The organism is Hymenobacter sp. J193 (assembly GCF_024700075.1).
Classification (GTDB): Bacteria; Bacteroidota; Bacteroidia; order Cytophagales; family Hymenobacteraceae; genus Hymenobacter.
Window position 1 is genome coordinate 4,529,370 of sequence record NZ_JAJONE010000001.1, and the last position, 21,337, is coordinate 4,550,706.

Consider the following 21,337-nt stretch of genomic DNA (forward strand, 5'->3'; position numbering starts at 1 on the left):
AAACCTTGTGCTGTATTAGTCAACGCAGGACAAAGGCTAGTGTTTTTCAGCGCAAAAACCGAGGTTGGTATAAGTTTTAAAGGGGGTAGGTGAAAAAAAGCTACCTTTTTCAAGAAAATGACCCCGAAAAACGCAGGGTGCATTTGGAAACATGGATGCCGTTCTTCTACATTTGCCCTTGTAGTTTCATAGTCTCCACATAAATCCTATATGGCCATTCTCCGATTTAAAGCTCTTGAGCTAGTCGACCAGCGCAAAACGGTCGAGGTGATTTCTTCCGGTGAGCGTCGCTCAGACTCGTTCGGCAAGAACGTGTTTAACCTCGATGCCATGCGGGCTACCATGCCCGGGGAATATTTCAAGAAGCTGCAATCGGCTATCAAGCAGGGCGCGCCGGTGGAGCGTTCCGTGGCCGACGCCGTGGCCTCGGCCATGAAAACCTGGGCCATGGCCAAAGGAGCTACCCACTACACCCACTGGTTTCAGCCACTGACCGGCGCCACCGCCGAAAAGCACGACTCGTTTTTTGACCTGAACTCGGACGGCCGCCCCGTAGAAAATTTCAAGGGCTCGGCGCTGGTGCAGCAGGAGCCGGATGCTTCCTCGTTCCCGAACGGCGGTATCCGCAACACCTTCGAAGCGCGTGGCTACACCGCCTGGGACCCCACGTCGCCCGCTTTCATTCTGGAAACGGCCGGTGCTAAAACGCTGTGCATCCCAACCATCTTCGTAGCCTACACCGGCGAAGCACTGGACTACAAAGCCCCGCTGCTGAAGTCCCTGGCTGCCTTGGAAAAGGCCGCCGTAGACGTTTGTCAGTACTTCGACAAAGACGTACAGCGCGTAAACACCACACTGGGCATCGAGCAGGAGTACTTCCTGGTTGATAAAGCCCTGCACACGGCCCGCCCCGACCTGGTGATGACCGGCCGCACCGTATTTGGCCACTCGCCCGCTAAAGGCCAGCAGCTGGAGGACCACTACTTCGGCTCGATTCCGCCCCGGGTACACGCCTTCATGCTGGACTACGAAGAAGAGGCCAACAAGCTGGGTATTCCGCTGCGCACCCGCCACAACGAAGTAGCCCCGCACCAGTTTGAGTGCGCGCCTACCTTCGAAGACGCCAACCTTGCCATCGACCACAACCAGCTCCTGATGGACCTGATGGACAAGGTGGCCGACAAGCATAACTTCAAGGTTTTGCTGCACGAGAAGCCTTTCGCGGGCGTAAACGGCTCGGGCAAGCACAACAACTGGGCAATGAGCACCGATACGGGCATCAACCTGCTTGCCCCGGGTCGTAAGCCCAAGGAAAACCTGCAGTTCCTGGCCTTCTTCATCACCACCATCAAGGCGGTGCATACCTACGGCGACCTGCTGCGCGCCTCCATTGCCTCGGCTTCCAACGACCACCGCCTGGGTGCCAATGAGGCCCCACCGGCCATCATGTCGGTATTCGTGGGCTCGATGCTGGACTCGGTGCTGGATGAGCTGGAGCGCACGGCCAAAGTGCCCCTGGACAAAGGCGACAACATCTACCTCAAGCTGGGCATCGACAAGATTCCGGCTATCCTGCTCGACAACACAGACCGTAACCGCACCTCGCCGTTTGCCTTCACCGGCAACAAGTTTGAGCTGCGCGCCGTGGGCTCATCGGCCAACTGCTCCTCGGCCATGACGGTGCTCAACGCCATTGTCGCCGAGCAGCTCATCGACTTCAAAACGAAAGTGGATGCGCTGATTGAGCAGGGCAAGAAAAAGGAAGTGGCTATTGTGGACGTGCTGCGCGAGTACGTTATCAGCTCCAAGGACATCCGCTTCGAGGGCAACGGCTACTCCGACGAGTGGAAAGAGGAAGCCGCCCGCCGTGGTCTGGCTAACATTCCCACCACGCCCCACGCCCTGGATGCGCTGGTAACCGAAGAGGCCTCGGCGCTGTTTGAGCGGCACGGCATCTTCTCGCACGTGGAGCTGCACGCCCGCCACGAGATTCTGCTGGAGGATTACATGAAGAAAATCCAGATCGAAAGTCGGGTAATGGGCGACCTGGCCGTGAACCATATCATCCCCACGGCGGTTGCATACCAGACCAAGCTGGTGAACAACGTGCGCGGCCTGCGTGAGCTGGGCCTCGACGAAGAAGACTCTCAAGTAACTGTAGATACCATAAAAGCTATTTCGCGTCACATCAACAACATCAAAACTCAGGTAGAGCAGATGGTTGATGCCCGTAAAGTGGCCAACAAAATAGACGACACGCGCGAGCGGGCCATTGCCTATTGCGACACCGTCAAATCACATTTCGACACCATTCGCCGCTCCGTGGATAAGCTGGAGCTGATGGTGGCCGATGAGGACTGGCCCCTGGTAAAGTATCGTGAACTTTTGTTCCGGCACTAGAGTCCAGCGCCAGAATCGAACCGAAGTTGGGTGGGAATTTTCTTCGGTTTCGATTTCGAAAAAGCCGTTCCGGGTGGGGCGGCTTTTTTTGTTTTAGCGCTTAGCGGTGACTAACAGAAATGCCTTTAAATAGGCATGAAGCGCGTTTGCCCTTGCAGTGTTAAGCAGGGGTAAGCAGCATTAAGCACCAGTTTGCCACTAAATCTGCCACTACTTTTAGGCTACGCGCCGCGCCGTTTTGCGGTAGTTGCTCAGCAGCTCCTGCTCGTCGATGCCCAAGTAGCGGTTAAAGCTTTTCTCCGTGGTATGACCCGTGGCCAGCATGACCTGCGTCTTGGGCATGCCCTGGTAAATCTTAAGGGTGGCAAACGTCTTGCGGCCCGTGCGCGTGCCCAGCTTCAGGCGCGTGATGCCCGAAAGGTGCTGCACAAGGGGAAAGTAGCGGTGCAGCTCGAAGACCACCGGCAGGCACGTAGGCAGCCCGCTGCCGGCATACTTTTCTATCAGGGCTACGGGCCGAAACACGTCGTCGTCAAAAAACGGAATCAAACAGGGCTTGTCGGTTTTGCCAGCGTGCAGCTTTACCAGCTCACCCTGAATCCAGTCTGGACTCATGCGGTCCGCGTCGCCCAGGCGCAGGCCCAGGTAGGCGCACTGCAGCACCTTGTCGCGGGCGTGCTCAGCGCGTGTCATGAACTCTTCCTGGGTGACAACGGGCCGGCCGCCCTGGTGCGTGCGCACGGCGGGCTCGAACTGACTGGCCAGGTAGGCTTGCACTGCGGGCTGCTGAAAATCAATGGCCGCCAGACGCAGCAGTTCGGCCTGGGTGAGTGCGTCCACCCCCCGGTACACGTCCGGGGCTTCGAAGCGACGGTACTTGCCGCTGACGGGCAAGTCCTGCTCCTCGCACCAGCCCAGAAAGTTTTTCAGCCGCTTCACGTGCGTGCTCAGCGTGTTGACGTCCTTCTTTTGATCGAGCAGCAGCCACTGGCTGAAGGCGTGGTAGAACGAGCGGTCCAGCTGCTCCAGCGCCAGCGGCGTGCCGGTGGCCGCCGCAAACTCCTCGAACACGGCGCGGGTGCGGCGCAGCGCCTGCACCGAGTCACGCGTCAGGGAGCGGCCGGTGCGCACGGATACTTTGCTGGCCTGATGCTCAATCCACTGGGCCATGTAGTCCAGGAAGCCGGGCGGGGCCTGCGCTACTTCCGGCAGCTCCGCCACGTCGGTTTCGGCCTCGAGCAGCTGCTGGTAGCGCTGGCGGATGGCTGCCTCCATCTGCGCCGGGTCAAGCGCCTGGTCCTGGCGCCGGGCCTGCTCGTGGGTCTGGGTGCCGGCCTGCTGCCAGCGGGTGAGCGTGGCGTTAATGGCCTCGGCCGGGGAGCCGGGATTGCCCTTCACATACTGGCGGCGCTTGTCCCACTGCTTGGGCGTGCATCGCTCGCCCGAAGGCAGGCGCAGGCGGTGGCCTTCCCAGCAGAAGGTAAGCTGGATGCGGGCCAAGCCCTTTTTGGTAATAAAGGCCGTCAGTAACTGGCGCGTGACTTCCATAGCAGCAGCGGGTCATGAGCTCAGCAGCCGCTTCCCGTAACCGGCTGCCGGCGGTTCTAGGTAAAGATAACGCAGTTACCGGGCCTGGAGTAAAACAGCGCTATTGATTAACTACCTGCTGCTGGGCCTCGCGCAGCCAGGCCTGCGCCTGGTCCATGTCGCTGAACATGCGCAGGTGCAGGCGGCCCTCCAGGCCCAGCAGCATGGCCTTGGCCGACTGCGCGGCCAGCGAGTCGGGACTGACCACGTGGGCAAAATGAGTGAGGCCCTGCGCGGCGGCCCGCACGCCCCAGTCGGTGACAATCCACTCCACGGCGTGGTCCCAGGGGCCCAGCACCTGGCGGTTATCGTTGAGCAGGTAGGCGCAGGCCTGCTGCTGCAGGGGGAGCAAACAGGCATCGGCACCCGAAATGATGCCCGTGTAGGTCTGGTAGCCGATCCAGTTGTTGTAGACCCAGTGGTTGGCCTGGTCGTAGTCAATGGTCAGGTAAACTTTGCCGAAGCCGTTGAGTAGTTCCGTTGCCATGATAGGGAGAGTAAGAATAAGCTAAGCAAAGGTAACGCGCTTCTAAGAGCGTGTTAGGGATTTTGATAAAGGCATCAACGGATAACCAAGTCTGGGTTGTCTCTTTCGAAACTATCGTGCATATCTTTCCACATAGCAACGTCTTCGTCAAACTCTTCTTCATCCCTAGCAGGCGGGTATTCCACTGTGATGCAGCTTTTGTACGCTCCGGTCACCTGTCTGATTTCTGCTTCCACTAGGTACGCATCCTCATAAGTGTCGCTTCCTTCGTCCGTATCGTACCAAACGGAGATGCCGAACACGACCTTCCCGTCATTGGTGAATTGGATGATGGTACTGAACACGTCGTCTCGCAACCCCTTGTGGTTGTAAAAGTTGAAGAGGTGATTCGGATTTGCTACCGCGTACGCAATTAGTTCAGCGATGGAATGCAGCGGCCGAAACACCTCCGGTGTGTTGTATTTATCATTCTGCCAGACGTACAGCGATTTATTTACCAATGGCTCAATGCAGGTGCGGTCGCAAAAATGGGCCAGAAAGCGTTCCACGGTGTCCTCGTCACGCCCTGCCGAGAGACCATATATGTCGTAGTACATAGCAACTGGTTATGGTCGAGAGCTACCAACCGCTCACGGATGTTCAGTGGCAAGGTATCAAGTGGCTGCTGCCGGTGCAACGCAAACGGCGCTTGTGTTTGCGGCCCTGCGCTACGTGTGCCGCACAGGCTGTCAATGGCGGTGCTTGCCCAGCCTGTTTCCCAAGTGGACAGCGGTGTACTATTATTTCCACACCTTCCACACCTGAAAACCTCTGACTACTATGCGTAAGATGCAATTCGCCATACTGTTGGCTTTGAGCTTAGCCAGTTGCGAACCTCAGATTACTATAGACTCAGACTTCGCCCTGATGCACGTTGTCGGCGGCACAGGTTTGTATCAATACGGTACCTTGCCTGTCATTCCCGGGGGCTGCGACGCCGTCAAGTGGAACGAACGGTACATTCTGGCCAAGGGGCACTGCAGTTATTATGTCGGGAGAAACGAGTACAGCGGCAAAACGCTGCCTGCTAGCGGCGACGTGTACTTTCTGATTGATCGACAGCGCTACACCCGTAAGCAGGAGAGGGACCCTGGATTCAGTGGCCCGCTGACTCAGGAGGAAGCGGCCGAATGGGAGCAGAAGATTCCAGGGCCGTTCCAAACGCTTTAGAGCGTGTTGGAATTTCTGAGAAGACCATTTGCGCCCTACTTCGGCAGGCTCAGCATGACTAAAATCTAAATTCCCAAACACACTCTTAGCTACCCTGGGCGCTTTTATGCTGCAAGTGCGCCCGCCACCGCTCGTGCTGGTAGAGTAGGTAGGCCGTTTTGCCTAGCAGGTAGAGAATGATAAAGTTTAGGATAAGCCAGGGGTCAAGCTCCCGAATGCGCAGCACCAAGCCATGCGCCTGCCAGTAGCCGGTCCAGAGCGCGTAGGCTCCGAACAGCAGGAAGGCCCAGCGCTTGCCCGCACGGATGCCCAGGCCCACTCGGACGAGCAGGCCCGTTAAAAGCAGCAGGAGGGTGGCAAGAACGGCGAAGAAGAGCCATACCTTCCTATCTGAGGCTGGAGGCGTCCAGGTAGTGAGAAAGCGGCTGAGCATTTGCACGCTGGCGGCCACGTTGCAGAGCAACAGCGTCAGAAACTACAGGTTGGAGGCCTGGATGGGGCGGCGAAGAGCGGAGTACATACGGGGCAAAGTAGCTTAACTCCTCGAAGCACTACGCACCAAATTCACAAAAACGGCTACCAGGGGCGAATACGTGAGTAAGCCTACCATCGCCCCGAGTTCGTCGCTGAGTCCGCTGCCAAGCCAAGCGGGGAGCAAGGCCAGCCCCAGTGCTACCAGCTTCGCACTCACGGATGATTCCGGCCGTGATAGTTTCAAAATGGGGACAAAAAGCACCAACACCACAGGAACCAGCAGGAGTAAACCAGAAAGGGCTATTGGGGTGTTTTCCGACAGAAAAAGTGTGAGCACCATACAGGAAGGCAAATGAGCATGCAGGAGCCAAGGCTTGCGCCTATGGGGTAGATGCAGTCAGCCGATTTAACTAGCCTTCCTGGCTGCTCTTATCGTTCATCTTGACGTAGTTGGTGGTGGCGTGCAGGACAGCCTTCTTCGCTTCGTAGACGCGCTCCAAATTGTTGATCAGCGCATCATAGCGCACCATTTCCGCATTGACGATGCGTAGGCTTTCTTTTACAGAAGAGCGCAGCTTCTTCGGGTCGCTGTGCAGCGCTTGATTCGCGGCGTCGTTGCTGGTCACGCGCTTGAAATCCATGACGGCTTTGGCGAGTCGCTGACCGGCCGTGATTTTATCGGCCTGCGCGGCCGACTGGATGATTTTTCCCGCCGCAAGCTGGTCAAAGCTGTTCTTGGCCAGCATCTCGTTTAGGCTGCTCAGCGAGAGCGGGCTTGGCGCAGCGGGGGGAGAGGCAATATCAAACTCCAGCAATTCGCCCGTGAGCGTAGCCAGCGTGTTGCTGTGCGTAGCCAGTAAGCCCGGTAGCTGACCAGCGTCCTGCTTGCTCCACCAGGTGTTATCCAACAAATCCTTGCTGATGCTTTGCACCTGCTCCCGCGACTTGGGCGACAGCGTCTGCGACTGGAGCGCGGCATCGATTTGCCCTGGAAGAAATAGCTCCTGGTAGATTTTTACCTTGAATAGGCTGAGTTGCTTGGCCTCTTCCTGCTGCTGCTCGCTGGCCTGCTGCGCATCTTGTGCGGGCTGCTCCAGCCGCTTGCGCTGCTGCTGCTCGATGAAGGCCGCAATTTGTGCGTTTCCTTTCTGCTCTTCCTGCTGGCGAGACGCCTGGTCTTTCACCAGTTCTTCTTGGCTCCACTGGCGATACATCACGCGCCGGTGCACCAGGATTTCTTGCTGGTTCGCATTGCGCCGCAACTGCTGCACATAGTTATTCAAGCTTTGTGCTTGCGAAAACTGCTGCAGGCGCATGCTCTCTGACCTCTGGTGCGTCTGCTGGGTGCGCTGCTGCACCTGGGAAGGGGTAGGGCCGGGTCGAGGGGGAGCCGGGGTATACGCCGGCCGGGGGGGAGTAGGAGTATGGATGGGGCGGTACTGCGCCAGGCAGGCCACCGGGCTAAGAAGCAAGAGGAGTAAGGGTAGTTTCATAGACGGGCGAAAACAATCTATAAAAGTAAGTATTTAACTGTTAGATACTACAGCTTTCTGCAGCGGCATCTGCCACGAAGCAGCCGGTGTCTTACCGGGCCACACCAACCTGCTGAGCGACTTCCCGCTCCAGGGCACCCAGCCGGCGGAAGAGCCGCAGCGCCAGAACCGTATCCACCGCAGTAAGGGCCATGAGCAAGATAACAAAGCCGTTTTGCTGCAGTGCCCGGTCGGGGTCCAGTGTTTGGCTGGGATAGAGTGCCTGCAGGGCGCGTGAGCCCACCAGCGGTATTAAATGAAGCATCCACCACCAGGCCAACAGCCGGTACCAGGCCCTAGGCAGGCTGCCGCCACTGGAAGGAGCGTTGCGCACCAGGGAAGAGAAAATGTCCTCCATCACCTGGAAGGGGCGGAACAAACTGAAAAGGGGAATCACCCATAACCAGCCGATATACCACGCGCCGAACTGGGGCCGGAACTGGCGCAACCGGTAGATATTGGCGTAGGCCCGGTGCGACCATAGCGCAGACGCCAGCATGGTTAAAAAGCCGACGAAAACCTGAAGCACCTCTGTCCATACAAGCGCCAAACCGTTCTTTTGCAGCGGCGTCAGGGTATTCGTGCCGTGGGATAACCGGTAGTTGAGCAGGAACTGCCAGCCATTGAGGGCAAACGAGACCAGGGCTACGCCGCCACTGAGCCACAGCAGCACCAGGACAAAGCGGAGGCGGAACCGATTGTCGAGCAGGGAAATGGTGTTAGCGGTAGAAGTAACGGACATAGAACGAGGGGATAGCTAGGAGCACCCGTGGCGGCAGCGGCTGGGGCTTCTGTCAGGTTGTACTACGGCAGGCGCAACAGCAGCACCTGGGCGTCGGGGTTCTCTTTGGTGGCGGCGCTGAAGCTGAGCACCACGTGCTGGCCTCGCCACTCATAGCTATTCACGTAGCTGGTTCCTGGCTGGCCGGGGCCGTAGCGGACAATAAGCTGCTGCTTGAGCTGGTCGCTGTGGCGCTGGCCCCGGGTAGTAAAGCTGATCCGGTCCAGGCCATCCGGGGTGAAGGTGTAGAGGACTTCGGTGAGCGGCACGCCGGCGTAGTGCAAATCTTCCTGGGGGGCGATGTAGGTGATAGTGGGGCCATCATCGAAGAACACGCGCAACTTCGGGTACCGGGCGTACGTCTCGCCGAAGTGGTAAGCGCGAAAGCCATTTTCCTGGTCCAGCAGCGTGGCGGCTGCCGGCTTGGCCAGGGTAGATTGGGCAACGGCCGGGCTGGCCAGGAGCAGTAGGGAGAAAAGTAGGTAGACTATCCGATTAGGCATGGCTTGGGAAGTTCTATAGCGGCGGGGTACGCAAAGATACCCCGTAGGCGCGCCACGGCCACACCCGTGCCGGCTGCGGCTTCTGAGAGGGGACAAGCCTAAAGGATGACGAATGTCTTAGAGCGTGTTTGGGAATTAGGTTCGGGCCAAAAGAAACGAGCCAGTAAGTTGCGTGGGGAGTTCCTAGGCTCCTTTTCGCTTTATGGGTGAGTGCTATCAACCCCTTACTGACTCGCAGTGGCAAGTTATTGCGCCGCTGCTGCCCCTGCAACGCAAGCGCCGCTTGTGTTTGCGCCAAGTCGTTGACGCGTTGCGCTACGTGTGCCGCACGGGCTGCCAGTGGCGCAGCCTGCCGGCGTGTTTCCCGCCCTGGTCGGCGGTGTACTACTATTTCGCCCGCTGGCAAGCCACCGGCACGCTGCAACGGCTTAACGAGGCCGGCAACCGCGCCGACCGGCTGGCGAGTCAGCGCTTGCCCACCCCGTCGCTGGCCCTAGTCGACGCGCAAAGCGTCAAACTGGCCCCGCGCCTGAACCAGCAGCGCGGCCTCGACGCGCACAAACGGGTGAACGGCCGCAAGCGCCAGGTCCTGTGCGACACGGGCGGCCGCATCTGGCAGGTGGTCGTGCACGCGGCCAGCGGACACGACAGCCGGGCGGCCCACCCGCTCTTGCCCCGGCGCGAGCAGCTGCGCCCGGCCTGGGCCAGCCGGCTGCGCACCGTGCTCACCGACCGGGCCTACCACGGTCGTTTTGCGCAGCAGGTCCGGGCCTTGGGCTGGCAGCACCAAGTGGCCAGCCGCCCGCCCAGTGCCGACCGGGGCTTCGTGCCCGTGGCCCAGCGCTGGGTCGTGGAGCGCACCTTCGCCTGGCTCAACTGCTTTCGGCGCATCGTCGTGGATTACGAGCGCACCCCGGCCAGCCATGCGGCCTGGATACTGCTCGCCAATCTGACCATGACGTTACGACGTGCTACAACCGAGTGAATTCCCAAACACCCTCTTAGCGCCGCGCAGGCTAGATTTTCGCAGGTAGTAAGGCACAATATCGGGGGCGTAGCGGGTGGCGTCCCGGCCAGCCCGCACCACTTTGAGCCACTGGCCAGCCTCATCACGAATAATTACCAGGTCGCCGGGCTGCAGGTGTGGCATGGGATAGTTGGAAAGCGTATCCCGTAGCGCCGGATACAGGATGGCATGGAGGGCAAGTTGGGTGAGGCGAGGATTAGTACTGGCTTTTAAGACTGACTCAACACTTGTCGGCTGCGGTAGCTGCGCGGCTTTGGGCGTGATGCTGCCCTGCGCCCAAACCGGGGCAGCGCATAAGCAAATGGCAAGTACAAGCAGCTGTCTCATGAGTTTGATAGGTTACCCCCGCTCCACCGCCGCTCCAGCCTCTTCGGCCACTGGCCAGCGTAGCAGGTCTCAGTTACTTCTTCACCGGCAGCTGCAGCAACTGCCGGATGCGCCTTACCCGCCAGCCGGACCCAGATACGCCCACCTTACGCGCTGCGGCTGGAGCTACTACAGTCCCTGCACCGCCTGAATAAGCGCGTTTTCCATCTTCTGACGCCGGGCCGTGGCCGTCCAGAAAGGCGAGTCGGCCCGGCCCAGCTCGGCCAGCTGCTTGAGGCTGTCGGCAATGCGGGCGGCCAGGGCCGGTTCCAGGGGGCGCTGCTGCAGCTGTTGCAGGATGCGCTGCCACTCCAGGCGACATTGCTCCAGAGTCATCAGGTCGGTCCGGGCTAAAAAGAGCTGCCGCATTTGCCGGCGGATTTCAGCAAGTTCCCTATGTACCTCCATACACATACAGGCATAACATACACCCCAAACATACGCTTTTCGTCAGGACAAACAAGCAACAGTAGTACCACCGTGGAGGGGGGTGTGAGGGAGAAGACGGAGGGCCTGCAAGTGCAGCCAGCCTTGTCGATCTGAGAAATCGGGTTTTTGGAGTAAGGTACTCCGGAGTTTACCCAGGAGTCGGGTAAGGCGCCGACTGATCGGGGTGCTTTAGCTTGACCCAGACGTAGTCGTCCTGTATCTGCCCGTGCTTAACCACGGCCTGCCGACGGATGCTCTCCAGGTAGAAACCGTTTTTCTCCAAAGCCCGCATCGACGGCTGGTTGAAGGCAAACACGCCGGCCTCCAAGCGCACTATATTAAAGGTTGCAAATGCATACGTGATAAATAAGCCAATAGCTTCGGTGGCTACGCCCTTGCCCCAGTACGGGGCGCCTACCCAGTACCCCAGCCCGGCGCTGAGCCGGAATACGTCCTCTTTTTGCCACAGGCCAATGCTGCCTACCAGTTCCCCAGCCAGCCAGATGGCCAGGTTTTCGGCCGGCTGCTTGGGCGCCTGCGATGCAATAAATGCCTCGGCGGCGGCTACGGTGTACGGGTCAGGGGTGCCGTCAAAGCCGTTGGCCAGGATAACGGGGTGGTTTCGCAGCAGGGCTACCCGCGGAGCGTCCGTTGCGCTAAAAGGTTTTAATTCCAGCATCAACAAAAATAGAACAAAGAAGTACGCCTGGAGTAACCCTCAAATCAGTAAAAACCCTGCTTAACTAAGTTCTGGTTACAAACTCATCTAAAAACAAACGTGCCCGCTCCGGCAACTACCGGAACGGGCACGTTTAATGGCATACAAGGCAAAAACTAGTTCTGCGGCGTTGCGGGAACTTCTTCCACGAGCTTATCAGCCTCTTTGTTCTGCACTACGGCCGTGTCGCCGGGCTCCCGGGCCATATCTTCCTGAACATCGTTGGCGGCTTGCTCGGTGGCGGCACCCGCTTCATTGGCGGCGTTTTCGGTGGTGGCTTCCGCATTTTCCTGCTGGCTCTCCGAGCACGAAGTAGTGGCGAAGGCAGCAAATGCGGCGAAAAGAAGCAGGGATTTGAAGGACAGTTTCATAAGAAGTACGTGGTGTGATGGTCAGCCCGTCTGTACGGTAACTGCCGCAATCAGGTCGAATAAGTTTTCGGCATGAAGAAAAAAAGCTGTTGGCTCTACTTAGTTTAATACTTTAGAATGTGTGTTGTATATAGCTATTATTGAGGGATATACTATTGAAATAAAATTACTCGCATATCCAGCGGCGGGCTTCCTCAATATCATCAAAGCGACGCAGCTCGAAGGCAATATCCGTTTCGGCCTGCTCGTACATCCGGTCGATGGTCAGCCGGTTGAGCGGATCGTCGGAGGCCAGCAAGGCAAACCGCCGGAGGCCCATCCGGCTGAGCGGCAGCAGTACCGTGCGGTGTACCCAATCTAGGTCCTTAGGCCGTACGGGGCCCAGCAGCCGGTCGTCGGCAATCCAGCCCTGCACGCGGTGCTCCAGAGCTAGCTGAAGGCCCTGCGAAACGCTTTGCCGGAAACCGGTGCTGTTGGCGAAGCTGAGCCATTGAAGCTCAATAATCGGGCAGACAGTGGTGTGCAGGTAAATGTTCAGGTAAGGAAACGACAGCGCGGGTTGCATACGGTAGGGACGCCGGGGCTGGTGAAACCAGACGTGTAGGGCCCGCATACGGGAATCGGCGGGCTATGGTCGAGTTTAAGTAAGCGTTACGGCTTTGCAGTCAGCTGCCGGGGCAGTTCGGCATCGTCGGGCAGCAGCTCGGCGCCGCTGCCGGCATCGGGCACCAGCGTTTTCCAGGCGGCTTTCTTCAGCTCGTCCAGGCGGGTGAGCGAGTCGGCTACGGTGGGGTGGGCTTTCAGCTTATCGAGCACGCCAGAACGGTGCGCCACCTTGATCAGCTGCTCCACCACAAACGGCAGAATCCAGCCGACCACGTTGGAAGCCAGCACCCCGCGCAGCCCGATGCGTACCAGCAAGCGGGCGGCCATCCGTTCGAGTAGCAGGGCCCGGGCGGCGGGCAGGGCCTTATCGGTCAGGAAATCCTGTACCAGCCGGATGTTGCCTTTTTTACTTCGGCCCGCAGCACCTCCTGCACCGAGTCGAGGGCAGCGGCGGCGGCTTTGCGAAACAGGCGGCCGGTTTGCCAGGCGGCCAGTCCGGTCGCCTTGGTCATATTGCCAAGCAGGGTAATCCAGATGGGGCGGTTTTTCATAAGTCGGGTGGCGCCGTAGCGCCCTGCAAGTACGCAGCCGGCTGCCGGGCGGACAAGCATTCCATACAGAAACCGACGAAACTGCCGCTGCCCGCTGGCGTAGGCACCGTATGCTGTCAACCGACGACGCAACTTTACAGCCCTGACTTCCCCGTTCGTTATGCACCAAATCATCATTTCCCAGCCCGGCGGCCCCGAAGTATTACAGCTTATTTCTACCGGTGTACCCCAGCCAGCCCCACACCAGGTGCTGGTGCGCGTGCAGGCCGCCGGCATCAACCGCCCCGACGTGCTTTTGCGTCAGGGCAAGTACGCCGGCAGCGGCGACGTGGCCGGTACCGTGCCGGGGCTGGAAATTGCGGGCACCGTGGAAGCCGTGGGCGCCGCTGCCGGGCGCTGGCACCCCGGCGACGCAGTGTGCGCGCTCCTGGCTGAAGGGGGCTACGCCGAGTACGCCGTGGTAGATGCCCGCCACTGCCTGCCCGTGCCCCCCGGCTGGACGATGGGCGAAGCCGCCACGCTGCCCGAAACCGTGTTTACCGTGTGGCACAACGTGTTCCAACGCGGGCAGCTGCAGCCCGGCGAAACCCTGCTCGTACACGGCGGCAGCAGCGGCATCGGCGTCACGGCCATTCAGCTGGCGGCGGCGCTGGGGGCCACGGTGTTTGCCACGGCCGGCTCCGACGAGAAATGCCGCGCCTGCGAAAAGCTGGGCGCTACGCGCTGCTTCAACTACAAGACGGAAGATTTTGAAGCCGAGCTGAAAGACCAGGGCATAGACGTGGTGCTGGATATGATTGGCGGCGACTATACCCCCAAGAACCTGCGCCTGCTCAGGGACGATGGCCGCCTGGTGTTCATCAACGCCATGCAGGGCCCCAAAGCCGAGTTCAATGCCCTGGACGTGATGCGCCGCCGCCTCACCATTACGGGCAGCACCCTGCGCCCCCGCTCCGCCGACTTTAAAGCCGCGCTGGCCGCCGCGGTGGAGCAGCACGTTTGGCCGCTGCTGGCTGCCGGCCGGTTCCGCCCCGTCATCTACCGCCGCTTCCCGCTGGCTGAGGCCGTAGCGGCGCATGAGCTAATGGAAAGCAGTGCGCACATCGGCAAAATCGTGCTGGAAGTCGGCAGCTGAGGGTAGCTTTTCAAGCGGTTGAACAAAACCGGCCGGTGATACACGTGGTACCATCGGCCGTTTCAGCGAAATCAGGTGTCAGCTTCGGGAAAAGAAAAGCTGCTCCGGTAAACTTGTCAGAACTACAGCACCTTCTCCCGGCAGAACCGTCAGGCTTTCTTCCATTTGATGGTGCAGCCAATGGCTTTGGTGGAGCTTACCGTAGCGGGCTTGCCGGCCAGCAACTCGGTCATGGCATTTTCCAGGTACTTGGTCTTAACCAGCTTAGCGTCCTCCGAGTTGTCGTCGATGGCGCCGATGTAGCTAACGACGAAGTCATTGCCCTGGCGGGTAAGCACGTAGAGGTGGGGCGTGCGCGTGGCGCCGTATTGCCGCGCCACCTGCTGGGTTTCATCCTGCAGGTAGGGGAAGGCATAGGCCTTGCTTTTGGCTCGCTTCTGCATTTCGGCGAAGGAGTCGCCAGGCACGGTGGCGGGGTCGTTGGGGTTGATGGCCACTACCGGGTAACCCTGGCTGGCATATTGCTGATGCAGGGCCAAGATGCGGCTTTCGTAGGCTTGAGCGTAGGGACAGGTGTTGCAGGTAAACACCACGATATAGCCCTTGGCCGCCTTGTTATCGGCCAATGACACCAGCTTTCCGTCAACGTTCTTCAGCCTGAAGTCCGCCGCCTTGTCGCCCACCTGGTAGCCGGCCTCTGCTGCCGGACGCCACATCATGAAGCTGCTTAGGGCCAGCACGAGGCCCACAGCGAGAAAAGGAAGAAGCTTTTTCATAAGCGCAGACGTGAAAAAGTGAGGGAAAGGAGAAAGAGGATGCTAGCCCGAAACTGAGGCGGAAGTTATTTTATAAACGCCTGTAGGTGCTTTTTCAGCTCTTCAGCTGTGAATTCCTGCTCGAAGGTGGCGCGCCGCTGCCGGGCATTGTTCAGCAGCAGGGTAAAGGGCAGGGCACCGCTCCATGTAGGGTCTATCTGAGCGAGGTAGGTGTTGGGGTTGGTTTCGTTGAGCAGCACCACCTCCGACTTCAGCCCGCGCTTCAGTACAAAGGGCTTTACTTTTTTGTCGAGCTGCGAGGCGTAGTCCATGCTCACCAGCAGCACCTTCACCTTCTGCCCGGCGTAAGTGGCGGTCAGCTGGTCGAAGTAGGGGAGCTCTTTGATGCAGGGCGCGCACCAGGTAGCCCAGAAGTTCACTACGTAGGTGGTGTCATTCGGCAGGCTGAGGCGGCGCTGCAGCTCGGGCAGCTTGATGACGGCCACCTGCTGCGCCCGGCCGGGTTGGGCGAGCAGCAGCACAACCGCCATAATCAGGAAAGAAAGTCTGAGCATAAGCTGAAATTCCTTGGTATCAGCTGATAGACAGCAAAGCGCGCCGGAAGTTGCCTGCCGCCCCACAAACATCTGAGCGGCAGGCTACGCCAGAAAATCGGGCACCACCTGCAGGCAAACCGGCGCGGATACTTCCACTGACGTGCCGGTAGCGGTGAGCATGCCGGTCTGGCCATCGATGCGGTACGTGACGATGTTGTTGGTCTGCTGATTGGCTACCAGCGCCACGCGGCCGCTGGGGTCGAGGGCAAAGTTGCGCGGAATCTTGCCCTGGGTATCGGCGTGCTGCACCCAGGTGAGCTTTCCGCTGGTCGGGTCAATGGCGTAGACCACGATGCTGTTGTGGCCCCGGTTGGAGGCGTAGAGAAACCGGCCGTTGGGCGACACGTGAATATCGGCGCAGGCATTCCACGCGGTAAAGCCGGCCGGGAGCGTGGGAAGCGTGTGCAGCTCGCTGAATTTCCCCTGGGCCGCGTCGTAGCTCAGGGCCGTGACGGTGGAGTTCAACTCATTGATGAGGTAGCCCCAGCGCTTATTGGGGTGAAAGATGAGGTGGCGCGGCCCGGCGCCCGGCGCAGTGGCAAAGGCAGTGGTAGGCGTGTTGAGGAATTTGCCCGTGCCTGGCTCCAGCGGGTACGCCACCACCTGGTCGATGCCCAGGTCCACGGCCAGGGCAAAGCGGTTGGCGGGGTCGGGCAGGAAGCAGTGGGCGTGGGGCACGTTCTGGTTTTTGTGCGGACCCGAGCCGGTGTGCTGCTGAGTAGCCGAGGGCGCCCCCAACTGGCCATTGGCTTGCACGGGCAGGGCGCACACGCTGCCTCCGCCGTAGTTGGCCACCAGCGCGAGGCGGCGGGTGTGGTCGAGGCTGATGTAGCACGGCCCTGGTCCAAACGACGACTGCTCATTCAGCAGGGTGAGGCCGCCGGTTTTGCGGTCGACGGCGAAAGCCCGCACCGAGCCGCTCTTCATGCCGTTGTATTCCTCGGTTTCGTTGGCCGTGTACAGCAGGCGCTGCTGCGGGTCGAGCGTTAGGTAGGTGGGGTTGGGGCCGGCTTTGGAGGCGCCCACCCGGGTGAGGGCACCGGTTTCCGGGTTCAGGCGATACAGAAATACGCTTTCTGCATCGGCAGCGGCGTAGGTGCCCACGTACACCAGATACGAAGGGTCTTTGCGGCTGCCGGTGAGGGCGGACGCGCACCCGGAAACGGCTAGCGGCAGGCCGGCCAGCGTCAAACCGGTAAGCTTCAAAAAATGACGGCGCGAAGAGTTTGGAAGGGTCATGCGGGCAGCGCGGGAAAAGGATGAAACGTCAGGGAGGCAAGGTAGCTACTGCGCCGGAGTTGTGGCGGCGAAATATCGGCGGCGCTGGAGCGTCTACCAGGCGAGGCTGGCAGGGCGCCGGCGCCATCGACCGTAGCTATTAGCTCGTACCTTTGCCGCCGGTACCACCTTCCTGCCGCAACTTTCGCCTTCCGCCGCTGGTTTTCCTTTCTATGAACAAGACGTATTGCCCCAGCCTCACCGAGTACAAGCGCCGCCTTTCGCGGGAAGTGAAAATCGGCGACCTGCCCATGGGCGGCCTCAACCCGATTCGGGTGCAGAGCATGACCACCGTGGACACCATGGACACGCTGGGCTCGGTGGAGCAGACCCTGCGCATGGTGGAGGCCGGCTGCGAGTACGTGCGCATCACGGCCCCCAGCGTGAAGGAAGCCCAGAACCTGCTGGAAATCAGGAAGGAGCTGCGCAAGCGGGGCTGCAACGTGCCGCTCATTGCCGATATTCACTTCACGCCCAACGCCGCCGAGCTGGCCGCCCGCATCGTGGAGAAAGTGCGCGTAAACCCTGGCAACTACGCCGATAAAAAGAAGTTCGACGTCATCGACTACACCGATGCCTCCTACGCGGCCGAGGTGGAGCGCATCCGGGAGCGGTTCCGCCCCCTGGTGCAGATCTGCAAGCAGTACGGCACGGCCATGCGCATCGGCACCAACCATGGCTCGTTGTCGGACCGCATCCTGAGCCGCTACGGCGACACGCCCCTGGGCATGGTAGAGTCGGCGCTGGAGTTTCTGCGCCTTTGCGAGGAAGAAAACTACTACGACGTGGTGCTGAGCATGAAGGCCTCCAACACCCAGGTAATGGTGCAGGCCTACCGGCTGCTGGTGCAGAAGCTCGATGAGGAGGGCCTACAGCCCTACCCGCTGCACCTGGGCGTGACCGAAGCCGGCGAAGCCGAAGACGGCCGCATCAAGTCGGCCGTGGGAATCGGCACCCTGCTCGAAGATGGCCTCGGCGACACCGTGCGCGTTTCGCTCACCGAAGCTCCCGAAGCCGAAGCCCCCGTAGCCCGCGCCCTGATTGACCGATACACGAACCGCGCGGCCGAAGCCAAGCCGATTCGCCCGTTGGGCGAGGAATTAGGAATTAGTAATGAGCAATTAGTAATTGAAAACGAGGCCACTGCTGCCATGCCTGCCCCTGCGTTTGCCAATTCTTCATTACTAATTACTAATTCCTCATTACCGATAGACCCTTTCCAGTACCACCGCCGCCCTACGCGCGAGGTGCTGAACCTGGGCGGGCAGAATGTGCCCCGGGTGATGGTGGACCTCTCGGCCCTGGATGCGGTGGAGTATGCTGACCTGCGCGCTGTGGGCCATTTGTACTCCGCGTTTCTGGACAAGTTTCAGATGAATGACCTCGGCGCCGACTACGTGTACTCGGGCCAGCGCCCGGTGCCGTTTATGCTGCCCAACGGCCTCAAGGAAGTGGTGGATTACAGCGCCTGGCTTGATGCCGGTCAGCGCCCCGACCATTACCCGGTACTGACCCATACTGAATACGCTGCCCCTGGTGCCCGCCACCCCGAGCTGAACTTTGTGTTCCAGCACCTCGACTCGCTCACGCCCGCCTCCCTGGGGCAGCTGCGCGCCGACGCTACGGCCGTCATTATTCTCTACACCGACAACGCCCACGCTATGCCCGAAATCCGCCGGGCGTTTTTCGAGCTGATGAATAATGGCGTGACCAATCCGGTCATCATCAACCGCCAGTACCCCGCGCTGACGCCCGAGCAAACCCAGCTCTACGCCGCCACCGACGTGGGCGGCCTGCTGCTCGACGGCCTCGGCGACGGGGTAGTACTGAGCACCGAGCTGCTGCCCGCCCGCCCGAAACAGGAGTGGCTCACGACGCTGGATCAGCTCAACCAGCTTTCCTTTGGTATTCTGCAGGCGGCGCGCACGCGCATGAGCAAGACCGAGTACATCAGTTGCCCGAGCTGCGGCCGCACCCTGTTCGACCTGCAGGAAACCACCGCCATGATCCGCAAGCGCACCGACCATCTGAAGGGCGTGAAAATCGGCATTATGGGCTGCATCGTGAACGGCCCCGGCGAAATGGCCGACGCCGACTACGGCTACGTGGGCGTGGGCAAAGGCAAAATTGCCCTCTACCGTGGCCAGGAAGTCATTAAGAAAGCCGTGCCCGAAGCCCAGGCCGTAGATCAGCTGATTGACCTCATGCGCGAGGACGGCCGCTGGATTGAGCCGGTACTGCTGGAGGAGCCGGTGGCGGGGTAGAGCAGAAGTGTAAACGGTAGATCCAAGTACTTCTACTTTGTCCTAGGAGGTTAGATATGCTGGATTTCTACTTTATTCAGGACAGCCAAAATCCATCTAGCAAAGACCTCTTCTTACAGTATGGTGGTGGAATAAAGGATGAATTATTCTATCAGCTACAGGCTGAAGGAATCATTGAACCGTGGTTTGATTACTACGGCAAGTTTCGCTGGGGTAGTGAAATTGTGGCGGGCATGCTGCTGAAGCTAAAACGACAGCCTCAAGCAGCTTCCTTACCTGAAGAACGTGAGGCTTTTATGGCAATTCTGCAAAAGGCTGTTCAGGAAGGATGCGGACTTATGGGATATGGTGACTGAGTTCACGTCTCTAGTAGAACGAGGAGAAAGAGCTCAGAATGCATTTGATTAAAATGGGCTGTATCCTTGGGCAATTCTCTTATAATTCAATTTCAGTATCAGAGTATACGATTAATGCCTACGAGGCTGCGGTCTATACGAATTTTAAGCTCGGATAATGTCTAACGCTTCTCGGTTTTCCTTGCCGGCGGTACCATCCGTGTTGTTTGCCATTATCAGTGTACAGGCAGGGGCTGCCTTGGCTAAGGGCTTGTTTCCGCTGCTGGGGGCGGCCGGTACCACGAGCCTCCGCATTGGTCTGTCGGCCCTGGTGCTGCTGGCGGTGGTACGGCCGCGGCTGGGGCAGCTGCAGGCTGCGCAGTGGCGGGCCGTGGTGCCCTACGGCCTGGCGTTGGGGCTCATGAATTTCCTCTTCTACTGCTCACTGGCGCGCATACCGCTCGGTCTGGCCGTAACGTTGGAGTTTATCGGCCCGCTGGCTCTGGCCCTAAGCGGCTCCCGGCGCTGGTTGGATGCGGTTTGGGTGGCCTTGGCGGGCCTGGGCATTGCTCTTATCACGCCGTGGAGTGGTCAGGGTATCGACCTCATCGGCATGGCTTACGCCCTGGCTGCGGGAGCTTGCTGGGCTATTTACATCGTACTGGGACAACGCACTGCCGCCGTACTACCCGGTTCGGTAGCCGTTGCCGTGGGTATGCTCTTTGCGGTGCTGCCTGTGCTGCCATTTGCCGTAGCGAGCGGCAGCTTATTGCATCTGACGCCGCAACTCTTGCTGCAGGGCGCTGGGTTGGCGCTATTTTCCAGCATTCTGCCTTTCACCCTGGAAATGCGGGCCCTCAAGTCCCTTCCGACGCGCACCTTCAGCATTCTGATGAGCCTGGAGCCGGTAGCGGCGGCCGTTTCGGGGTGGCTGCTGCTGAGCGAGCAGCTGTCGGGGTGGCAGTGGCTGGCGGTGGGCTTCATCGTGCTGGCCAGCGTAGGGGCTACGCTCACTAGCCAGCGCCCCGTACCGGCGCTGCATGGCGAGTAGGGCGCGGAACTTTACCAGCCTAAGCCGCTCGTTAAAAAACATCCGCCTCGCTCGTTCGTCTGCCCTGCCATGAAACTACGCGTAATCCTGACCGGAGCCACGGGCATGGTGGGAGAGGGTGTGCTGCTGGAATGCCTGAACAGCCCACAGGTAGAGCAGGTGCTCAGCATCAGCCGGGGGGCCAGCGGCCGGATCCACCCCAAGCTGCGGGAAATCATCCACACAGATTTCCATAATCTGGCACCCATCCAGGACCAGCTGACGGGCTACAACGCCTGCTTTTTCTGCCTGGGCGTGTCGTCGGTGGGCATGAAGGAACCCGAGTACCGCCGCCTCACCCAGGACCTCACCCTGCACTTTGCCCAAACGCTGCTCGCCCACAACGGCCCCGACCTCACGTTCTGCTACGTATCGGGCGCGGGTACCGACGATACGCTGCGCAGCCGCCAGATGTGGGCCCGCGTGAAGGGCGAAACCGAAAACGCATTGCGGGCACTAGGCTTCCGGCAGGCCTACATGTTCCGCCCCGGTTTCCTGCGTGCCACACCGGGTCAGCAGCATGTGCTGTCGTACTACAAGTATTTCGGCTGGCTATATCCGGCGCTGCGTCGATTCATGCCGAAGTATGTATCCACGCTGGCGGAGCTGGGGCAAGCTATGCTACACGTGTCGCAACGTGGCTACGCAAAGCCAGTGTTGGAAGTGTCGGATATCGTGACGGCGGCCACAGGGTATGGCAATCCTATTATCCTTCTCACGGCTGAATAACCTCCGCGCCTTCTGCGGAAACTTCTGCGTCTTCTGCGGGCTAACAAATTTGTTTTACCGTGAGAAGGTCCTTCGTAGAGCGTAGGATAACAA

The 21,337-nt window shown here is 59.7% G+C and carries 26 protein-coding genes; 9 read left to right on the plus strand and 17 right to left on the minus strand.

Annotated features, from left to right (window positions below):
* Window positions 1-210: 210 nt before the first annotated feature.
* Window positions 211-2,400, plus strand: a complete 2,190-nt coding sequence (locus LRS06_RS19735) for a glutamine synthetase III (RefSeq protein WP_257873086.1) — start codon at window positions 211-213, stop codon at window positions 2,398-2,400.
* A gap of 216 nt (window positions 2,401-2,616) precedes the next feature.
* Here the strand turns inward: LRS06_RS19735 and LRS06_RS19740 are convergent, their stop codons facing one another.
* The 3 genes from LRS06_RS19740 to LRS06_RS19750 form a co-directional block, all read right to left on the minus strand.
* Window positions 2,617-3,948: a site-specific integrase gene (locus LRS06_RS19740; protein WP_257873087.1), complete on the minus strand. Its 1,332-nt coding sequence runs from the start codon at window positions 3,946-3,948 to the stop codon at window positions 2,617-2,619.
* A 100-nt stretch (window positions 3,949-4,048) separates the two neighbouring features.
* The gene (locus LRS06_RS19745; protein WP_257873088.1) at window positions 4,049-4,474 is read right to left on the minus strand and encodes an STAS/SEC14 domain-containing protein; all 426 of its coding nucleotides are present in this window, start codon (window positions 4,472-4,474) and stop codon (window positions 4,049-4,051) included.
* Window positions 4,475-4,548: 74 nt separating this feature from the next.
* Window positions 4,549-5,070, minus strand: coding sequence for a hypothetical protein (locus LRS06_RS19750; RefSeq protein ID WP_257873089.1), 522 nt, complete (start codon window positions 5,068-5,070; stop codon window positions 4,549-4,551).
* A 94-nt stretch (window positions 5,071-5,164) separates the two neighbouring features.
* On the opposite strand from LRS06_RS19750, the gene LRS06_RS19755 reads away from it, so the two are divergent.
* Both LRS06_RS19755 and LRS06_RS19760 read left to right on the plus strand, forming a co-directional pair.
* Window positions 5,165-5,278, plus strand: coding sequence for a transposase (locus LRS06_RS19755; RefSeq protein ID WP_374679450.1), 114 nt, complete (start codon window positions 5,165-5,167; stop codon window positions 5,276-5,278).
* A gap of 15 nt (window positions 5,279-5,293) precedes the next feature.
* Window positions 5,294-5,683, plus strand: a complete 390-nt coding sequence (locus LRS06_RS19760) for a hypothetical protein (RefSeq protein WP_257873090.1) — start codon at window positions 5,294-5,296, stop codon at window positions 5,681-5,683.
* Window positions 5,684-5,768: 85 nt separating this feature from the next.
* On the opposite strand, the gene LRS06_RS19765 is transcribed toward LRS06_RS19760, so the two are convergent.
* From LRS06_RS19765 to LRS06_RS19780, 4 genes are all read right to left on the minus strand, one after another.
* Complete coding sequence (locus LRS06_RS19765) at window positions 5,769-6,116, minus strand: hypothetical protein (protein WP_257873091.1); 348 nt, start codon at window positions 6,114-6,116, stop codon at window positions 5,769-5,771.
* A 451-nt stretch (window positions 6,117-6,567) separates the two neighbouring features.
* The gene (locus tag LRS06_RS19770; RefSeq protein WP_257873092.1) at window positions 6,568-7,515 is read right to left on the minus strand and encodes a hypothetical protein; all 948 of its coding nucleotides are present in this window, start codon (window positions 7,513-7,515) and stop codon (window positions 6,568-6,570) included.
* A 226-nt stretch (window positions 7,516-7,741) separates the two neighbouring features.
* A complete protein-coding gene (locus tag LRS06_RS19775) occupies window positions 7,742-8,431 on the minus strand; it encodes a DUF4328 domain-containing protein (RefSeq protein WP_257873093.1) in 690 nt (229 codons plus the stop codon).
* Between the two features lie 62 nt (window positions 8,432-8,493).
* On the minus strand, window positions 8,494-8,973 hold the full coding sequence (locus LRS06_RS19780) for a hypothetical protein (RefSeq protein WP_257873094.1): 480 nt from the start codon (window positions 8,971-8,973) through the stop codon (window positions 8,494-8,496).
* 202 nt (window positions 8,974-9,175) lie between these two features.
* On the opposite strand from LRS06_RS19780, the gene LRS06_RS19785 reads away from it, so the two are divergent.
* Window positions 9,176-9,958, plus strand: coding sequence for an IS5 family transposase (locus LRS06_RS19785; protein WP_257869898.1), 783 nt, complete (start codon window positions 9,176-9,178; stop codon window positions 9,956-9,958).
* Here the strand turns inward: LRS06_RS19785 and LRS06_RS19790 are convergent.
* The 7 genes from LRS06_RS19790 to LRS06_RS19820 all read right to left on the minus strand — a co-directional run bounded on the left by LRS06_RS19790 (window position 9,935) and on the right by LRS06_RS19820 (window position 13,041).
* Window positions 9,935-10,327 (minus strand): hypothetical protein, encoded by a 393-nt coding sequence (locus tag LRS06_RS19790; protein ID WP_257873095.1) that lies wholly within the window; start codon window positions 10,325-10,327, stop codon window positions 9,935-9,937. The two genes, LRS06_RS19785 and LRS06_RS19790, sit on opposite strands and share 24 nt — an antisense overlap.
* 168 nt (window positions 10,328-10,495) lie before the next feature.
* Window positions 10,496-10,735 carry a hypothetical protein gene (locus tag LRS06_RS19795; RefSeq protein WP_257873096.1) on the minus strand — a complete coding sequence of 80 codons (240 nt, stop codon included), beginning with the start codon at window positions 10,733-10,735 and terminating at the stop codon, window positions 10,496-10,498.
* Between the two features lie 208 nt (window positions 10,736-10,943).
* Window positions 10,944-11,474: a GNAT family N-acetyltransferase gene (locus LRS06_RS19800; protein WP_257873097.1), complete on the minus strand. Its 531-nt coding sequence runs from the start codon at window positions 11,472-11,474 to the stop codon at window positions 10,944-10,946.
* Between the two features lie 155 nt (window positions 11,475-11,629).
* Complete coding sequence (locus LRS06_RS19805; protein WP_257873098.1) at window positions 11,630-11,884, minus strand: hypothetical protein; 255 nt, start codon at window positions 11,882-11,884, stop codon at window positions 11,630-11,632.
* Between the two features lie 166 nt (window positions 11,885-12,050).
* Entirely contained in the window at window positions 12,051-12,497 is a 447-nt protein-coding gene (locus LRS06_RS19810; protein ID WP_257873099.1) for a hypothetical protein, read from the minus strand.
* Between the two features lie 38 nt (window positions 12,498-12,535).
* Complete coding sequence (locus tag LRS06_RS19815) at window positions 12,536-12,817, minus strand: hypothetical protein (RefSeq protein ID WP_257873100.1); 282 nt, start codon at window positions 12,815-12,817, stop codon at window positions 12,536-12,538.
* Between the two features lie 44 nt (window positions 12,818-12,861).
* Window positions 12,862-13,041 carry a hypothetical protein gene (locus tag LRS06_RS19820; RefSeq protein WP_257873101.1) on the minus strand — a complete coding sequence of 60 codons (180 nt, stop codon included), beginning with the start codon at window positions 13,039-13,041 and terminating at the stop codon, window positions 12,862-12,864.
* A gap of 160 nt (window positions 13,042-13,201) precedes the next feature.
* Between LRS06_RS19820 and LRS06_RS19825 the strand changes: the two genes are divergently transcribed.
* Window positions 13,202-14,176, plus strand: coding sequence for an NAD(P)H-quinone oxidoreductase (locus tag LRS06_RS19825; RefSeq protein WP_257873102.1), 975 nt, complete (start codon window positions 13,202-13,204; stop codon window positions 14,174-14,176).
* A 149-nt stretch (window positions 14,177-14,325) separates the two neighbouring features.
* Here the strand turns inward: LRS06_RS19825 and LRS06_RS19830 are convergent, their stop codons facing one another.
* The 3 genes from LRS06_RS19830 to LRS06_RS19840 all read right to left on the minus strand — a co-directional run bounded on the left by LRS06_RS19830 (window position 14,326) and on the right by LRS06_RS19840 (window position 16,787).
* Window positions 14,326-14,952: a thioredoxin family protein gene (locus LRS06_RS19830; protein WP_257873103.1), complete on the minus strand. Its 627-nt coding sequence runs from the start codon at window positions 14,950-14,952 to the stop codon at window positions 14,326-14,328.
* A gap of 65 nt (window positions 14,953-15,017) precedes the next feature.
* Window positions 15,018-15,506, minus strand: a complete 489-nt coding sequence (locus LRS06_RS19835; protein WP_257873104.1) for a TlpA family protein disulfide reductase — start codon at window positions 15,504-15,506, stop codon at window positions 15,018-15,020.
* 84 nt (window positions 15,507-15,590) lie between these two features.
* On the minus strand, window positions 15,591-16,787 hold the full coding sequence (locus tag LRS06_RS19840) for a lactonase family protein (protein WP_257873105.1): 1,197 nt from the start codon (window positions 16,785-16,787) through the stop codon (window positions 15,591-15,593).
* A 212-nt stretch (window positions 16,788-16,999) separates the two neighbouring features.
* Here LRS06_RS19840 and ispG point away from each other — a divergent pair, with 212 nt between their 5' ends.
* The 4 genes from ispG to LRS06_RS19860 all read left to right on the plus strand — a co-directional run bounded on the left by ispG (window position 17,000) and on the right by LRS06_RS19860 (window position 21,244).
* On the plus strand, window positions 17,000-19,090 hold the full coding sequence (gene ispG, locus LRS06_RS19845; RefSeq protein ID WP_257873106.1) for a (E)-4-hydroxy-3-methylbut-2-enyl-diphosphate synthase: 2,091 nt from the start codon (window positions 17,000-17,002) through the stop codon (window positions 19,088-19,090).
* 56 nt (window positions 19,091-19,146) lie between these two features.
* Window positions 19,147-19,446, plus strand: coding sequence for a hypothetical protein (locus LRS06_RS19850; protein ID WP_257873107.1), 300 nt, complete (start codon window positions 19,147-19,149; stop codon window positions 19,444-19,446).
* Between the two features lie 157 nt (window positions 19,447-19,603).
* On the plus strand, window positions 19,604-20,476 hold the full coding sequence (locus LRS06_RS19855) for a DMT family transporter (protein ID WP_257873108.1): 873 nt from the start codon (window positions 19,604-19,606) through the stop codon (window positions 20,474-20,476).
* Window positions 20,477-20,545: 69 nt separating this feature from the next.
* Window positions 20,546-21,244: an epimerase gene (locus LRS06_RS19860; protein ID WP_257873109.1), complete on the plus strand. Its 699-nt coding sequence runs from the start codon at window positions 20,546-20,548 to the stop codon at window positions 21,242-21,244.
* Window positions 21,245-21,337 lie beyond the last annotated feature (93 nt).

What these genes read in the sequence shown, in the direction of transcription:
- LRS06_RS19795 (WP_257873096.1), bottom strand. Translation starts at nt 10,735, where the DNA reads ATGCGGCAGCTCTTTTTAGCCCGGACCGACCTGATGACTCTGGAGCAA.
- ispG (WP_257873106.1), top strand. Translation starts at nt 17,000, where the DNA reads ATGAACAAGACGTATTGCCCCAGCCTCACCGAGTACAAGCGCCGCCTT.
- LRS06_RS19820 (WP_257873101.1), bottom strand. Translation starts at nt 13,041, where the DNA reads ATGAAAAACCGCCCCATCTGGATTACCCTGCTTGGCAATATGACCAAG.
- LRS06_RS19835 (WP_257873104.1), bottom strand. Translation starts at nt 15,506, where the DNA reads ATGCTCAGACTTTCTTTCCTGATTATGGCGGTTGTGCTGCTGCTCGCC.
- LRS06_RS19800 (WP_257873097.1), bottom strand. Translation starts at nt 11,474, where the DNA reads ATGCTGGAATTAAAACCTTTTAGCGCAACGGACGCTCCGCGGGTAGCC.
- LRS06_RS19830 (WP_257873103.1), bottom strand. Translation starts at nt 14,952, where the DNA reads ATGAAAAAGCTTCTTCCTTTTCTCGCTGTGGGCCTCGTGCTGGCCCTA.
- LRS06_RS19765 (WP_257873091.1), bottom strand. Translation starts at nt 6,116, where the DNA reads ATGCTCAGCCGCTTTCTCACTACCTGGACGCCTCCAGCCTCAGATAGG.
- LRS06_RS19735 (WP_257873086.1), top strand. Translation starts at nt 211, where the DNA reads ATGGCCATTCTCCGATTTAAAGCTCTTGAGCTAGTCGACCAGCGCAAA.
- LRS06_RS19745 (WP_257873088.1), bottom strand. Translation starts at nt 4,474, where the DNA reads ATGGCAACGGAACTACTCAACGGCTTCGGCAAAGTTTACCTGACCATT.
- LRS06_RS19750 (WP_257873089.1), bottom strand. Translation starts at nt 5,070, where the DNA reads ATGTACTACGACATATATGGTCTCTCGGCAGGGCGTGACGAGGACACC.
- LRS06_RS19760 (WP_257873090.1), top strand. Translation starts at nt 5,294, where the DNA reads ATGCGTAAGATGCAATTCGCCATACTGTTGGCTTTGAGCTTAGCCAGT.
- LRS06_RS19850 (WP_257873107.1), top strand. Translation starts at nt 19,147, where the DNA reads ATGCTGGATTTCTACTTTATTCAGGACAGCCAAAATCCATCTAGCAAA.
- LRS06_RS19780 (WP_257873094.1), bottom strand. Translation starts at nt 8,973, where the DNA reads ATGCCTAATCGGATAGTCTACCTACTTTTCTCCCTACTGCTCCTGGCC.
- LRS06_RS19810 (WP_257873099.1), bottom strand. Translation starts at nt 12,497, where the DNA reads ATGCGGGCCCTACACGTCTGGTTTCACCAGCCCCGGCGTCCCTACCGT.
- LRS06_RS19790 (WP_257873095.1), bottom strand. Translation starts at nt 10,327, where the DNA reads ATGAGACAGCTGCTTGTACTTGCCATTTGCTTATGCGCTGCCCCGGTT.
- LRS06_RS19855 (WP_257873108.1), top strand. Translation starts at nt 19,604, where the DNA reads ATGTCTAACGCTTCTCGGTTTTCCTTGCCGGCGGTACCATCCGTGTTG.
- LRS06_RS19860 (WP_257873109.1), top strand. Translation starts at nt 20,546, where the DNA reads ATGAAACTACGCGTAATCCTGACCGGAGCCACGGGCATGGTGGGAGAG.
- LRS06_RS19805 (WP_257873098.1), bottom strand. Translation starts at nt 11,884, where the DNA reads ATGAAACTGTCCTTCAAATCCCTGCTTCTTTTCGCCGCATTTGCTGCC.
- LRS06_RS19825 (WP_257873102.1), top strand. Translation starts at nt 13,202, where the DNA reads ATGCACCAAATCATCATTTCCCAGCCCGGCGGCCCCGAAGTATTACAG.
- LRS06_RS19815 (WP_257873100.1), bottom strand. Translation starts at nt 12,817, where the DNA reads ATGGCCGCCCGCTTGCTGGTACGCATCGGGCTGCGCGGGGTGCTGGCT.
- LRS06_RS19775 (WP_257873093.1), bottom strand. Translation starts at nt 8,431, where the DNA reads ATGTCCGTTACTTCTACCGCTAACACCATTTCCCTGCTCGACAATCGG.
- LRS06_RS19785 (WP_257869898.1), top strand. Translation starts at nt 9,176, where the DNA reads ATGGGTGAGTGCTATCAACCCCTTACTGACTCGCAGTGGCAAGTTATT.
- LRS06_RS19840 (WP_257873105.1), bottom strand. Translation starts at nt 16,787, where the DNA reads ATGACCCTTCCAAACTCTTCGCGCCGTCATTTTTTGAAGCTTACCGGT.
- LRS06_RS19740 (WP_257873087.1), bottom strand. Translation starts at nt 3,948, where the DNA reads ATGGAAGTCACGCGCCAGTTACTGACGGCCTTTATTACCAAAAAGGGC.